This window comes from Micromonospora sp. CPCC 206061 (assembly GCF_036906915.1).
GTDB lineage: Bacteria > Actinomycetota > Actinomycetes > Mycobacteriales > Micromonosporaceae > Phytohabitans.
This window is the reverse complement of sequence record NZ_JBAKHX010000073.1, coordinates 1-14,577: the sequence shown is the minus strand read 5'-3', so window position 1 is coordinate 14,577 and position 14,577 is coordinate 1. Positions and strand designations below refer to the sequence as shown.

Sequence of the window (14,577 nt, the reverse complement as noted above, 5' to 3'; positions counted from 1 at the left end):
GCACGAAGCATGATCAAGCGGCTGAGCGTCGGCTGGCCGCTCGCCGCCGGCGTTTCAGCGTGGTGCGGTGCTGCTCGGCGGTTTGGTCGAGGTCGACGGCATCGAGGCCGGACTGGTTGACCTTCTCGGTTTGGTTGATGATCGCGTCGATCGCGGCTTCGCGGATGAGGTGGGAGAGGCTGCCGATCATGCCGCCGGTGCGTTCATGTAGGTAGCCGCCGAGCCGTAGGAGCGTTCCTTTGCGGTGGGAGTGCAGGCGCAGGGCGTCTTCGAGGTTGGCGACGAGTGCTTGCCAGGCGGCGCGTTCGTCGGTGGTGCTGTAGGGGAACGCGGTGGTGCGGATCAGGGTGTAGCGGCTGGCGATCTGGCCGCCGCGCCGGCCGGCGAACAGACCGTTGCCTTCCAGATCGACGCCGGCCAGTACGAAGGTGGCGGGGATGCGTTCCGACAGGTACTTGATCTGGTCGGATGCTTCGGCGCCGGTCCGGGTGCCCAGGTCGAGATTGTGTAGTTCGTCGATCAGGATCAGGTTGGTCTGCAGGGTGCAGAGCAGGTCGCAGACCTTGTTGGTCAGCTCGACCTGGCTGAACCGGGCCGGTAACGGCAGTCCGATGAACCGGGCGAACTCGACGGCGAGCATCTTCGGTGTCGCGGCGGGCGGGACGGTGACGTAGGCGACCGGCAGGGAGCCTCCCGGGCGGATTTGTTCGCGGTGGATGAGCTGCTGATAGTTCTTGCCCAGCTGGGTGATCGCGGTGGTCTTGCCGGTTCCTGCGGCCCCGGTGACGATCAGGCCGCGGCGGGCCGAGTGCTGATAGCGGTTGAGCGTGATCCGTTTGCGGCCGGTGGCGGCGACGTGGCGGATCGTCGGGGTGGACACGATCACCAGCCGTGCGTGGTAGTGCTCCCGGGCCGTGTACCGGAACGCTACCGGCACTGACGGAGTCGGGACCAAGCAGTACTTTGGATCGAAGGTGGGCACCTATCACTGGGATGACAAGATTGGTGCTGACGGAAGGGTGGTCGGGCATGGCCCGGGCAACCCCGACGGGGCACTGCCGCACCTGCAGATCCATACTTTTGAGGGCCCGATCGTTAGGATCTTCTGGGGTGGTTGAGTGAGGACTCAGGCCAAGAATCGCCTACTCATGACCAAGGCGCTTATTTCGGCCCGAAGGCCGAGCGGATCTGACGAAAGCTATTCGTGGGTCTGGGTGCTGCCTCTGCCGGATGGCAGGTTCAGAGTCGCGGCGATCGAGGTGCCAAAACAGTTAGTCGATAATGACGTCTGCTTCTTTGAAGAGGACATGGAAACGCTTTACTTGAAGATCGTCGATGAAATTGGCGAGGTGGATGCGGCAGTACTAGAAGCTGGGGTGGATCCAGGGCAGCTAGATGCACCGTGGAACAACGACTTCCCGTTGTAGGGGTCCGTTCCGCGTGTAGCCGCCTGGGAGATCGGGGACGCTACGGCATACCCCCGCACTCAGGCTATCCCGACCCAGCGCTGTCCACGGGAGTGGGTGCCGGGGGCGATCCACCGTCATTTGTCCACTGAGGAGGTTTTGGCACATGTGTTGTGGGACAAGGGTGCGCGGACGCTCAGCATCGCTGAAGTCGCGTCGACAGGCCGCCTAGTCCAAGGACTTGCTGACCAGCGCCGACGCCCGCTACCGTCAACGCATGCACACCGTTTCCCAGCGGATGTGCTGGGTGTGCGTGATCGAGTCCCCCCTCGGACACGAACCTTTTCCCATATGAGTCCGCGTCAGGCTGTGCCTGAACGCGGACTTTCTGTTCTGCCGGGTGGTAGGTCAGCCGCAGCCCGAGCTGCTGGTAGACCTCGGCGCGGTCGGTGGGGTCGGCCTCGCGCAGCACGGTCAGGTGCAACCTCGGCAGACCATTAACCAGGCGTGCCGGAAGCTGGAGATTGCGGGCACGCTGCGTCGCTACGTCGGCCCGGCCGGGAAGATCGTCAACGACCTGCGGATCCGCGACACCGTCGCCAGCGCCGACAGCGAGCTGGTCACTGAGGAGCTACTTCCCGAACCACCGGCGGGGGACAGCGCCGTTCAGCGCTACGCAGAGGCGGTCATGCTGCGGCTCATCGGCGGCAGACTCGGCGTCAACTTGTCGCCTCGCCGGTTCGTGCTGAGCGAGGGTGTTCGGGTCGAGGTCGACGGGGCAGATGACGGGCCGACCGTGCTGGTTGAAGCGTGGGCGCATCAGGGCCCACCCAAGCCGGCGCAGAAGAACAAGGTCCTCGCCGACGCTCTCCGTCGGAGCTACTAGGGAAGCTCACCGGTGGAGCACTCTGGCGTCGAGTTGGGCCCGGATGCTGAGTTCGGCGGCTTTGAAGGCATGTTCTTGGGTCATCGCCGTCTCAGTGCGGTCGAGGCAGTCGCGGATCAGCTGTCCGAAGTAGGGGTAGCCGACGTTCCCGGCAGCGACCAGGTGGTGTTCGCCCTTGCCGTCGACCAGGAAGACATGCCCAGGGCCGTCGTCGGTGGCCACGTTGACATACTTGCGCAACTCCAGGTAGCCGTCGGTGCCGAGGATGAAGGTGCGTCCATCACCCCAGGTGCTCAAACCGGCCGGGGTGAACCAGTCCACCCGGCAGTAACCGGTAGCGCCGTTATTCATCACCAGGTTCGCTTCGCCGAAATCATCGAGCTCGGGATACTGCGGGTGGTTGAAGTTCGCGACCGCGGCAGCGCTGATTTCGGCGTCGGTCGCACCTGTGAAGTGCAGCATCTGTTCGATGTTGTGGCTTCCGATGTCGCACAATATGCCGCCGTACTTCTTCCTGATGAAGAACCAGTCCGGACGGTCGCCGGCTGAGAGCCGATGCGGTCCCAGCCCGATGACCTGTAGAACGCGGCCGATCGCGCCCTGTTCGATGAGTTGGCCGGCCAGGACGGCGGCCTCGACGTGGATGCGCTCGGAGTAGTAGACGGCGTACTTGCGTCCGGTTTGTGCGGTTGCCTCACGAGCGGCGGCGAGTTGCTCGAGGGTTGTGAGGGGAGCCTTGTCGGTGAAGTAGTCTTTGCCGGCCTCGATGACCCGCAACCCGAGCGCGCAACGCTCCGACGTGACCGCGGCGCCGGCCACTAGGTGGATGGCGTCGTCGTCAAGGATCTGCGATTCGTCGCGCGCTACCTGAACCTGAGGGAACCGTTGACGGACAGCGTCCACCTTCGCCGGGTCGGGGTCGTACACCCATTTCAGGGTGCCTCCGGCACTGAGTAGACCCTCACACATGCCGTATATGTGTCCGTGGTCGAGGCCGACGGCCCCGAACACGAACTCGCCCGGCTCCACCACCGCGGCCGGAATCGACTCGGGGTCATACGCCGCTCCGCTGATCGCTGTCACCGCTGTCTCTCCTCAGGTTCCCAGGTCGGACGGGCTGCCGACGGTGATGGCTCCGGGCAGATCCCGAATCGCGGCGGTCTTTTCGAAGAAGCGCGGAGCACGCTGCGCCAGGGCGCCGAAGTGGTAGTACGGGTCGTCCTGCGCGAGTGGGAATTCCACGGACCGGCGTTCGATGCTCGATTCGTAGATCGCCGTGACCAGTTCGACCGCGTTGCGGCCGTCGACGCCGTCCACAGCCGGGGGACGGCCGGCGCGAAGGGCGCGGAGCACGTCGCCGATCTGACCGGCATGCCCAAGGTGTGGCAGCGGACGATGCGCCTCAGCGAATTCGTTGAGTTCCGCGACCAGCTTGGGGTTGCCGCCCGGGGCGGGAAACCCGTTCGGCTGTTCCGTCTCCGCCATCGCGTGCCAGGGTTGGGAGACCCGCGCGCGTTGCCCGTGCACGACGATCGCCTGCTCTTCACCGTGGTGGACCACGGAGCTGGTGATCTCAGCGAGCGCCCGGTCGTACTGAAGGATCGCGACCGATAGGTCTTCGACCTCGGCGTTGTCGTGCTGGGCGTTGGCAAGCACCGCCGTGACCGACGTCGGCCGACCCAGCATCCACAGAAGCAGGTCGATGTGGTGGATCGCATGGTTGAACGTGCAGCCGCCGCCCTCCGAGGCCCAAGTGCCCCGCCACCACAGGTCGTAGTATGTTCGCCCCCGCCACCAGAGAGAGTTGACCTGAACGTGCGAAACCGTCCCGATGAGGCCGGACTCGAGTACCTCCTTCAGTGTCGCCATGTCGTCGCGGAAGCGGTTCTGTGCGACCACCGACAACATCTTGCCCGATTCGGCGGCGGTCGCGAGCATGGCGTCGCACTCCTGCAATGACGCCGCCATCGGTTTCTCGACCAGGACGTTGACCCCGGCTCGTAAGGCTGTGATGGTGAGTTCGGCGTGGGTCGATGGCGGCGTCGTAATGCTCACCAGGTCGAGCTCCTCACCGGCGAGCATCGCTTCAGCGCTGTCATAGACGCGAGTCTCGTCGAGTCCGAACTTCGCTCTGCGTTCCTTCGCTCTGGCCGGCGTCACATCGCAGATGGCGACGATCCGACACTCGTCCGCGAATTCTTGGTAGCCGCTGATGTGCGTACCGGCGATACCGCCCGCACCAATGATTCCGACCTTGAGCATGTTCCCCTTACCTACTTGGCTGACGTGAGTACATCCACCGGGCTGATCTGCTTGCGATCGCCGCATCAAGACGCCTGAAAGGCACGGACCGCCTTCTCAACGCGTCGCCGCTCGGCCAGACCTTTCATCCGGCCGATGAGCGAGTACCCCGGGTCGATGCGGCGGCCGTTGGTCTGGTCGTAGAGCATCTAGTGGCCATGGTCGGGGCGCATAGGCGGCCCGGCCGCCGCGGTCGCGTTCCCTGCGGAGCTCCACCTTCGGCAGTTCCCACACGATGGCGACACTGTCGAGATCGCCGTCGAAGTGTGAGGCCTCGTAGAAGGGCGGCGGATCTGCCTCGCGGTGCGTGGAGCGCAGATGGGTGAAGTGGACCCGCGGTCCGAACTCGTCGATCATCGCTATGAGGTCGTCGTCCGGCCGCGCGCCGTGCAACCCCACGCACGGTGAGGCCGTTGGCGGGCTGGTCGAGCGCCTGCAGTATCCAGCGCCGGCGACCTATTGCACGTGGAGGTCAAGGGAACTTGCACCTGGTCAGCCCTTTACCGCGCCGACGATAACGCCCTTGGTGAAGTGTCGCTGTACGAATGGATAGATCAGCAGTGCGGGAACCGCCGCGATCACGATGATGGCCATCTTCAGCGACAGGGTGGGGGCCGGGGCCATTCCGGCGATGGAGCTCTGCGGGCCGCTTGAGCCGCCCGACGGCAGCGCCGCCCCGTTGACCACGTACAGGCGCAGCACCAGTTGCAGCGGCCATTTCTCGGTGGTGTTGATGTAGAGCATGGCGTTGAAGAAGGCGTTCCAGTAACCGACGGCATAGAACAGGCCGATCACCGCCAAGGCGGCCTTGGACAACGGCAGCACGATCCGTCTGAGGATGGTGAAGTCCCCGGCGCCGTCGATGCGGGCGCTGTCGATCAGTTCACCGGGGATGTTCATGAAGAACGCCCGCAGCACCACCAGGTTGAACGCATTGATCGCGGTCGGAATGATCAACGACGCGTACGTGTCGATGAGCCCGAGCGACTTGACCACCAGGTAGCTGGGGATGATCCCGGGTCCAAACAGGAATGTGAGTAGCACGGCGAACAGCAGCGGCCGGTGCCACAGCGATCCCGGCCGGGACAGCCCGTACGCGCTCAGGGCCGTCACGGCGAGACTGAGTGCGGTTCCGGCGGCTGTAATGAAGGTGCTGACTAGGACCGCCCGAGTGACCACCCCGCCGGAGAAGATCTGCAGGTACGCCGCGGGCGTGATTCCCTGTGGCACCACGACGAGACCGCCCGTGGCGTCGATCGTCTGCTGACTCGACAGGCTGGTTATCACGACAACCCAGAGCGGGAACACCACGGCCAGCACGACCAAGGCCAACAACAGGGCTTTTCCTACCCTGCCGGCGGGCGTCGGCGGCTCCTGCCAGATCGGCCGTCCGGATCGCCGTTTGCGGCGGACCATTGCTGCTGTCGTCACCGTCATGACTTCTGGTAGATCCCTTGCTCTCCGAACCGGTGGGCCACCCGGTTTGCTGCCAGGATGAGTAGCAGCCCGACGAAGCCCTTGAACAGCCCGACTGCCGCGCCATATCCGAAGTCCTGCACGAGGAAGCCCTGGTAGTAGACGTAGGTGTCGAGTACCTCCGCCGCGCCCGCGCCGACCGATTCGCGCTGCAGGATGAACTGCTCGAAGCCGACGCTGAGCGCGTCGCCGAGGCGCAGGATGAGTAGCAGCACAATCACCGGCCGCAACCCGGGCAGGGTGATGTGCCACAGCCGTCGCCAGCGGCCGGCCCCGTCGGTGGCGGACACCTCGTACAGGTTGGGATCTATTGTGCTGAGCGCGGCCAGGAACACGATCATGCCCCATCCGGCGTCCTTCCAGATCGTCTGGGCGGTGACCAGCACGATGAAGGCGTCCGGGCTGGTCATGATATCCAGCGGCTGCATGCCGTGCTGGCGCAGCGTCTGCGCGAGCAGGCCGGCCCCGCCGAGGATCTGCTGGAACAGCGACACCACCAGCACCCAGGAGAAGAAGTGCGGGAGGTAGACGACGCCCTGCACGAGCGACCGGATGCGGGGTGAGATCACGCTGTTGAGCGCCAGCGCGAGTGCGATCGGCACCGGGAAGTAGAAGATGAGCTGGAAGCCCGTGATCGTCAGGGTGTTGCCGAGCGCGTCCCAGAACGCGGGTTCGGTGAACATGAGCCGGAAATTGGCGAGTCCGATCCAGGGGCTGCCGGTGAAACCGCCGCTGTACGGCGAGTAGTCCTGGAAGGCGATGATGTTGCCCAACGACGGCAGGTAGTGGAACACCGCGAACAGGGCCATCCCCGGCAGCACCATCACCAGCAGCGCCCAGTCGCGGCGCAGCCTTTGCCGCAACGACACCCGGCGGGCGGAGGGCTCCGACCCCGGTGCCGGCGGGCTGGTCGGGGACGCCCGGGTCCCGGCAGCGCCTGGACCCGGGGCCACGGGGACCTCCGTGCTCACAAGTTGTTGTCCTTGACAACTTTTTCGTAGAAGGCGCGGCCCTCGTCGCCACCGGCGCTGCGCCATTCCTTGCGGATCTGCTCCAGGTCACTGACCGGGCGACGGCCGAAGATGATGTCGTTGACCTTGTCGACCACCGGTTGGCCGGCCTTCTGCAGCGCCGCCGGCTCCTCGATCCGGATACCGGCGAACATGTCCTTGTCCAGATACTTGACGGCGTTGTTGTACCAACTGGTCAGCATCTGCACGTAATCCGGGTATTGGCTCTCCGAGACCACGGGCGGTCGACCGCCGAGGAAATCGTAGGTAGGCACCCCGGCGTCCTTCTGTCCCTGTGCGGTGTAGCTTGGCGCGCCGTTCGCGTCGCGGGTGAAGTGGGTTCCTTCCACGCCGTACGTGAGCAGCAGGTTCTCCTCGGTGCCGAACGGGGCGCTGCACCAATCGGCCAGGGTGAGATACTCCTCGATCTTGTCCTTGGGCAGCTTCTTGTTGACGAAGGTCAACAGCCCGGCGGTGTCACCGCCGTTGACCACCGGCGTCTTACCGTCGTGGGCGAACGGAGGGAACGGCTCCATCCGGAAGGCCGGGTTTGACAGGGACTGCACCGCGTACGCCTCCCTGATGCCACCGAACCCGTCGGAGGTGATGACGATCTTGCCGCTTTGGAAGGCCTGCCTGAAGTCCACCGACCCCGACGTGCCTCCGGCAGCCGCGGGATGCACCACCTTGGCGTCGAAGAGCTTGCGGGCGAATGCGACGCCTGCCTCAAATTCGTCGGTTTCCAGGCCGCTCACCATCTTGCCGCTGGGATCCTTGACCCAGCCACGGTTCCGAATCGGCACGCGGAAAATCTGCGGAATCGGGCCTCCGCCCTTCTGCCACAGGTCGTTGAATGCCCACCGACCCTTGGCCGGGTCGGTCACCGCCTTGGCAAGAGCGAGCAGTTCGTCGGCGTTCTTCGGCGGCGTCACGCCGAGTTCCTGGAAGAGGTCCTTGCGGTACATGAAGTAGCCGGTGAAGGCCTGCCTCACCCACGGGATCGCCTTGAGCTGACCGCCCCAGACGCAGGACTGCCAGGCGTCCGTGGGAATGTTCGCCAGCAGCGGCCAATGCCCGCTGATGTCGCCCTTGAGCATCGGCGTCAGGTCGGCGAACAGATTCGCGATCGCCTCGCTGATCCGTGGAATCCCAAGATGCCAGGAGGCGATCACCAGGACGTCCGGCACGTCTGCGGCGCCCAGTAGCGCCGTCAGCTTGTCGCGGTAGGTGTTGCCGTCCTGAACGTTCCACTTCAATGGGGTGCCGGTCCGGGCGGCGATGGCCGCGTAGTAGGCGTTCGTGCTGGCCGGAGGAGAGCCCCACAGGGGGCTCATCACGGTCAGCTCGCTGCCCTTGCCCCGTACCGTGGGGACGGCCTTGATCAGATCCCTCGGGTACCTGAGGTAGCCAGGCAACGCGCCTGGGGCGGCGGCCGGGATGTCTGGCGTCAATCCGGCGTAGGGCTTGTACTGCGGAACAACGGCGGACAGCCCGCTCTTCTGCCCTGCGGATCCCTGGCTTGTCTTCGTGGCGTTGGAACAACCACCGAGTAGTCCGCCGCCGACCGTCGCCGCCGCGCCAGTCCCGAGGAGGGAGAGAAATGTCCGGCGGTCTGTCGATCTACCGGAGAAGGACGTGGTCATGTCCACCGCCTCCAAATGAGGGGGATCACCAGGCGTGATCCCAAAGATCAGTTCGTCTGTCAGTCAGCGGATCGCCGACCGCGGCAGAGTAAGCAAAGCAGCTTTAGAAAGCATTCAACACAACCATGACCATGGATGCAAGGCCCAGGAAGGCCGGTTTCGACGTGTTCGGCATGTGGACGTGCCACGGTCACTGACCCGCACGGCCGGCCCGCACCGCCCCGTCGCGCATGGCCCTCGGCGTTGTCGTCCGCCGGAAGCGACTGCCCGGTCGCGCCGACCGGCACGAGATCCAGAACCGGCCAAGTGAACCGGGTCGACACTCGCTGGAGGTAACCAGCCCGGTCATTCCTCGCGGAGCACCGCGACGGTCCCGGGTGGCAGCACCACCGTTCCGTCGTGCCGCTCCGCGGTGAGCAGATCCACACCGCGACCAGCCGCGCTACCCTCGGCGTCCGTATGGTTGATCAGGAACAGGTACGAACGCTGGCCGGCCGTGCGGCGCACCGCCTCGACACCCGGGGAGGCGGTCGTGACCGGCGTGACGCCGGTATCGTCGAGCAGTCGGCCCAGCAACTCGTCCAGGCTGCCCTCGTCGAGGTCGGTGGAGAGGTACCAGGCGGCGCCTCCGCCGGCCAGCGGCCGGCGGGTGACGGCCGGGACGCCGTCAAGGCCGCTGCCAGCGTAACTCGCGACGACTTCGGCGTCATGGGCACGAACCAGCTCGCTCCAGCGACGAGCCCGCCAACCGTTGTCCAGGCCTACCTGGCGCCCGGTCTCGAGCGGAAAGAACTCCTCGCTGGATGCCCCGATCAGCTGCCGGAAGGCTCCGGGGTACCCGCCGGTGCGCACGGTGTTGTGCTCGTCGACGATCCCCGAGTTCCAGGTGACCAGCACCGTCCCGCCCACCTCGGCGTACCGCGCGATCCGGTTGGCGTTGGCGTCCGAAACCAGGAACAGTCCGGGGACGACCACCAGGGCGTAGCCGGTGAGATCGGCCCAGGCCGGCAGCACGTCGACGGTCACCGTCCGGTCGAAAAGCGCCCGGTGGATCGCGCGCGCCGTGTCGGCGTACCCGAGTTCCCGCACCGGCTTGAGTCCACTGCGGAGGGCCCAGCCAGCCTCGTTGTCGTGCAGGAGCGCAACCTGGACGCCGGCCACCCTGGTGTCTTTGATCTCCGCCAACCGGGTGAGGTGTCGACCTAGCTGGGTGATGGCACGAAAGATCCGGGTGTCCCGGCCGGCGTGCGGCAGCATGGCCGAGTGGAACTGCTCCGTACCCGACTTCGACGCCCGCCACTGGAAGTACATGACACTGTTGGAACCCCGGCCCAGGTGCGCCAGCCCGTGCCGAAGGAGTTCGCCCGGCGGCTTGGCCAGGTTGATCGAATGCCAGCTAGCGGCGCCGGCGGCGTGCTCCATTAGCATCCACGGCCCGCCGTCGCTGATGCCGCGCATCCGGTCGCCGCTGAACGCGAGGGCCTGATGGCGCAACGGGTCGGGCCCGTACGTGTAATGGTCGTTGGCGACGATGTCCATCTCCGGCGCCCACCGAGCGTAGTCCACCACGTCCGGCCCCAATCCGACCATGAAGTTCGTGGTGACCGGCAAGTCAGGAGTCAGCTCCTTGAGGAGCCGCTTCTCGGCGCGGTAATGGTCGAAGAGGGCATCGGAGGAGAAGCGCTCGAAGTCGAGCAGGTGTCCGGGATTGTGAGCCGTCCTGCCCCCCGGTGTGACGATCTCGGCGAACGACGAGTAGCTGTTGCCCCAGAACGCCATCCCCCACGCCTCGTTGACCGCCTCCACACTGGTGTACCGCTGCTGGACCCAGCGGCGAAAGGCGTCCCCGGACACCGCGCAGTGACAGCGGGCGTTCCCGCCGCCGAGTTCATTGCTGACATGCCACATCGCGACGGCGGGATGTCTGGCCACATGTGCAGCCAGCTTCTCGACGACCCGCAGGGCGTACCGGCGGAACACCGGAGAGGACGGGCACCAGCCCAGCCTGCCCCCTGGCGCCAGGGGATGTCCGAACTCGTCCTGCGGCAGGATCTCGGGATGCCGCCGATGCAGCCACATCGGCACCGCCGCGGTGGGGGTGCCGAGGTCGACGCGGATCCCGTTTTCGTGCAACAGGTCCAGCAGTCGGTCGAGCCAGCCGAACTCGAACTGGCCGTCGGAGGGCTCGTACCGGCACCAGGCGAACACGCCGACCGTCACGAGGTTGACCCCAGCCTCGGCCATCAAGGTCATGTCCTCGGCCCACACTTGCTCGGGCCACTGTTCCGGGTTGTAGTCGCCACCAAAGGAAAGCGCGGCGGTCGGCCACGCACCGCGTACCGCCATCGGTCCTGTGTCTGCGATGATTCCGTCCACCTTCACCAGTGCCAGGCCTGTTGCGAGCCTGTCCGCCTTCGACAGCCGAACCACCCGCCAGCGGGGGCCGCCGCCGTGACCGCCGGTTGTATCATGCTCCGGCCTGGTCACCTTACATAGGTAAGTTAACTAAGTCCACGTGCTCAGACCGCCTGTAGGACGAGCCTCGGCAGTTTGAGTTCGCAGAGCCAAACCACCAGCCAACATGCGCTGGGACTCGGCTTCTACGCCAGTAGCCAAGCGGCCTCAGACTGCGGTCTCGAGCGCAATCTGACCCGCGGGCGATGGAGGGTTGTTCAGCGAACGGCCGCGGGCAACGGTCAATTCGCTTTGCAGGACGAGTACGGCGCCGCCGATCGCTGCGGCGTCCGACCCGCTGACCGATGGCACCACCCGCACCCGGTGCGCCTTCCGTACGATGGCGCGGCGGTCCACCTCCTGTTGGATGACGGATTGGTAGATCGAACCGGCGACCGCGAAACTGGGCCCGGCGAGGACGACCATTTCGAGGTCGAACAGGGTGGTCATGGTCACCGCGGCAAAGCCCAGGTAGCGGGCCGAACGTTCGATCAGGCTTCGGGCGGCCGGGTCGCCGGCGTTCGCCGCGGCCGCGAGCCGAGCGAACTCGGTGAGGAAGTCGTCTTCGGTCGGGTCGAGTGCCAGCCGCTGGCTGAGCCCAGGCGTCGCGAGCGCCTCCCTGACTAGCGCCGACGGGCCAGCGTAGTTCTCCAGGCACCCGACGTTGCCACAAGGACATTCGGGCCCGTTGACGTCCATGGAGATGTGTCCGATCTCCACGCTGTTCGAGGAGCTGCCGCGATACACCTCGCCAGCGACCACCACACCGCCGCCGATCCCGGTGGCCATGTAGATGCAGCCGTAGGTGCTGTGCGGCTCCACCGCACCCATCCAGTACTCACCGATTGCGGCCGCGGCCGCGTCGTTGTCGAGCAGCACCGGCAGGCCGAGGCTCTCGGCGAGTTGGTCCGCGACCGGGTAGGCGAGCCACTGGTTAGTGGGCTGTGGGGTCAATAGCCTGCCGGCTCGACGATCCTGCGGCCCATAGCTGACCAAGCCGACCCCGAGCACCTTACGACGATCGACGGCCGCCGAGTCGAGCATCGCATTGACCTGCGCGGCCACCAACGACAGCCCAGGTTCCGGCGACATCGACGCCACGCCGCTGAACGAAGTTCTGGCGATCTGCCGGCCAGCCAGATCGATGAGAACGATGACGCACGTGTTGCGTTCCAACTGCACGCCGACGCTGTAGCGGGCCGCAGGATTGAGCTGGACTAGCATCGGTGGCTTACCGCCCGTCGACGCCCCGAGCCCCGCCTCGACGACCAGACCGTCGACCATGAGCTCACGCACGACCTCAGAGATCGTCGGTGCCGTCAACCCGGTTGCCGCCGCCAGGTCGACCCGACTGATCGTGCGCGCCGCGCGGATCATGTCGAGCACCATCCCGCGGGTCTTCGTCCGGCTTGCCCAGACCGGGTTCGTCGCCATGCGGCCTCCTCACAGGTCTTACAAAAGCTACGTTACTTATGCCGCTCGTCGATGTGACAGCTTCCAATGCCGCCCGCCTCACTCGGTCCGGTGCCCTGGGCATTGCTCGCGTCACATCCTTTGAGGGTCGTAACCGAACTTATGCCCCTCTGACCGAGACCTGGGAACAGGACATCGCGGCCTGCCTCCACCTGATGTGCCACGAGGCCGGCGGCGCCGCTACGGCGTACGGGCGCAGCTCACCGCGGGTGGATCGTTGGCTCCTTTCCAGATGCCAAGGACCCGAACGTCGCCGTCTGGCGGGGTGACAGCGCGCCGTTCCAACCCTCGTTGAGGACGGTGTATGGACTACTGCCGGGGATCGTGGTCCGGCCGCCCCAGATTTGGGACAGGGTCTGGCCGTTGGCGAAGGGTCATGGTCACCGTCCAGCTCGTGGTGCCGGTCGTTGCGGTGTTGGCGATCCGCACCTCGCCCTGGAAGCCGCCGCTGCCGGTGCCCCACTGGCCGATCCTCACAAACGTGGCAGAGCAGCCACCCCTGCCCGTCGGTGGCGGCGGAGGCGACGTCGGGGTGCTCGTCGGCGGCCGCGACGTCGCGGTGGGTGCTCGGCGGACCGGCGGGATCGGCCACGAGGATGCCGCGGCCGTCGGTGCCGAGATCCACCCGACCGTAGATCTTCGGGTCACCCGTGATGGCCGAGTCAGCGTTGCCGTACTGGTGCTGGTCGTCGTTGATCCGCACCCAGCTGACCCGGAGTCGTCGGACCGGTACACGCCCCGAACACCGTCGATCGTAGTCAATGCTGGCGACAGCGCTCGTGAACGGCGTGTACATCAGCGCCGGGACGGCGTCGACGTTGGTGTGCCGAAACCCGCCGACGTCGAACAGGCCGGAGAACAGCGCCCCACTCGGGTGGCTGACCAGATCCGAGACGACGCTCTCCTCCTGGCCCCGCACCATCGGAGCGAGGTTAACCGTGCCGCCGGTGTCGAGTGCCGTCAGGTTCGTCGTGCCATAGACCGACGCGCCGCCGTACATCATCCGGTTGGAGTTGAACGGGTCGATCTCCAGCGCCTCGCTCATCCAACCCAACTTCGGCGCCTGCTCCGGCAGCGACGGCTGGGCGGCGTAGGTCAGCCAGGGCACCGTGCTGATGTCGAGAGTGTAGTGGTTGGTACGGCTGGATCCGTCGTATTCGAAGAAGGACCGCCACGTCGTACCGCCATCGGTGCTGCGGAAGATGTAGTTGTCCGGCCACCACGAGCTGTAGCGCCGCGCCTCTTGCGGGCCAGCTCTTTGGTCGTGGAGCCTACGTAGGAGGCGCGGGCGAGTGGCTCCGGCGCGGTTCGGTCGTGTGGTGTCCGGTTCATGCCTCCACCTTGTCGGAGCCTCCGTGGTAGGCCAACGGGCATTGGTCCCCGTCTGCCGTCGACTTTGGTCTACGTCCCGTACGGGCGGCGCGAGGCGGCGCGCCCCTCAGGGGCGGCCGAGATGGTTCCACAACCCGCAGTTGTGCTCACTGCTCGCGTCGACCGATCTGATCCGTCCGCTTCCCGGCGCGAGCGACAGGGCGAGGAAACCCTTCTCCTGCGTCGCCAAAGGCCACGTCGGAAGCCCGGGGCGATTCGGAGTGCCGTGGTATAGGAATCCCGCCCAATGAGCCATTTCCAACCTCATGTTTCGGGGCCAGTTCGAGGGCGATGACGGCTTTGGCGAGTACGCGGACGCGTGGGGCGCAGCAGCGGATCTTGGCAGGGATTCGCCATGTCTTCAAGGTGGCGAGGCCGGGCTTACCGGGTCATATGTGGTCGGAGCCTATAAACGGCCCGGTTGGTAGGCCGGCTGGTCCTGGATCCGGCTGCGACTGCTGTTGGCTGACTAGATCGGCCGCTGTTGGCCGCGTGCTGCCGTCCAGGGTTTGCTGATATGTGTGCCGGTCCGCCGGCGTTGGTTGGCGGGCGGACCG

The 14,577-nt window shown here is 65.9% G+C and carries 12 protein-coding genes and 1 pseudogene; 2 read left to right on the top strand and 11 right to left on the bottom strand.

The features are described from left to right. Positions 1–13: 13 nt before the first annotated feature. Entirely contained in the window at positions 14–937 is a 924-nt protein-coding gene (locus tag V6V89_RS32670; protein WP_334623401.1) for an AAA family ATPase, read from the bottom strand. Between the two features lie 211 nt (positions 938–1,148). On the opposite strand from V6V89_RS32670, the gene V6V89_RS32665 reads away from it, so the two are divergent. Beyond that, positions 1,149–1,427, top strand: a complete 279-nt coding sequence (locus V6V89_RS32665; RefSeq protein ID WP_334623400.1) for a hypothetical protein — start codon at positions 1,149–1,151, stop codon at positions 1,425–1,427. A 379-nt stretch (positions 1,428–1,806) separates the two neighbouring features. Continuing rightward, a complete protein-coding gene (locus V6V89_RS32660) occupies positions 1,807–2,292 on the top strand; it encodes a hypothetical protein (RefSeq protein ID WP_334623399.1) in 486 nt (161 codons plus the stop codon). 6 nt (positions 2,293–2,298) lie between these two features. Here V6V89_RS32660 and V6V89_RS32655 read toward each other — a convergent pair whose 3' ends face one another. The 10 genes and pseudogenes from V6V89_RS32655 to V6V89_RS32615 all read right to left on the bottom strand — a co-directional run bounded on the left by V6V89_RS32655 (position 2,299) and on the right by V6V89_RS32615 (position 13,757). Then, on the bottom strand, positions 2,299–3,375 hold the full coding sequence (locus V6V89_RS32655; RefSeq protein ID WP_334623398.1) for a Gfo/Idh/MocA family protein: 1,077 nt from the start codon (positions 3,373–3,375) through the stop codon (positions 2,299–2,301). A 12-nt stretch (positions 3,376–3,387) separates the two neighbouring features. Continuing rightward, the gene (locus V6V89_RS32650) at positions 3,388–4,554 is read right to left on the bottom strand and encodes a Gfo/Idh/MocA family protein (RefSeq protein WP_334623397.1); all 1,167 of its coding nucleotides are present in this window, start codon (positions 4,552–4,554) and stop codon (positions 3,388–3,390) included. A 65-nt stretch (positions 4,555–4,619) separates the two neighbouring features. Beyond that, positions 4,620–4,742 carry a hypothetical protein gene (locus V6V89_RS32645; protein ID WP_334623396.1) on the bottom strand — a complete coding sequence of 41 codons (123 nt, stop codon included), beginning with the start codon at positions 4,740–4,742 and terminating at the stop codon, positions 4,620–4,622. A gap of 64 nt (positions 4,743–4,806) precedes the next feature. Continuing rightward, positions 4,807–4,992, bottom strand: a pseudogene (locus V6V89_RS41915) (mannonate dehydratase); the annotation flags it as partial. Between the two features lie 93 nt (positions 4,993–5,085). After that, on the bottom strand, positions 5,086–6,030 hold the full coding sequence (locus V6V89_RS32640; protein WP_334623395.1) for a carbohydrate ABC transporter permease: 945 nt from the start codon (positions 6,028–6,030) through the stop codon (positions 5,086–5,088). Then, the gene (locus V6V89_RS32635) at positions 6,027–7,022 is read right to left on the bottom strand and encodes an ABC transporter permease (protein WP_334623394.1); all 996 of its coding nucleotides are present in this window, start codon (positions 7,020–7,022) and stop codon (positions 6,027–6,029) included. Before V6V89_RS32635 ends, V6V89_RS32640 begins: the two co-directional genes overlap by 4 nt. Before the next feature lie 14 nt (positions 7,023–7,036). Beyond that, complete coding sequence (locus V6V89_RS32630; protein WP_334623393.1) at positions 7,037–8,722, bottom strand: extracellular solute-binding protein; 1,686 nt, start codon at positions 8,720–8,722, stop codon at positions 7,037–7,039. A 345-nt stretch (positions 8,723–9,067) separates the two neighbouring features. Further along, entirely contained in the window at positions 9,068–11,068 is a 2,001-nt protein-coding gene (locus V6V89_RS32625) for a beta-galactosidase (protein WP_334623392.1), read from the bottom strand. A gap of 276 nt (positions 11,069–11,344) precedes the next feature. Next, positions 11,345–12,610: an ROK family transcriptional regulator gene (locus V6V89_RS32620; protein WP_442935264.1), complete on the bottom strand. Its 1,266-nt coding sequence runs from the start codon at positions 12,608–12,610 to the stop codon at positions 11,345–11,347. Positions 12,611–12,749: 139 nt separating this feature from the next. After that, a complete protein-coding gene (locus tag V6V89_RS32615; protein ID WP_334623389.1) occupies positions 12,750–13,757 on the bottom strand; it encodes a hypothetical protein in 1,008 nt (335 codons plus the stop codon). Positions 13,758–14,577 lie beyond the last annotated feature (820 nt).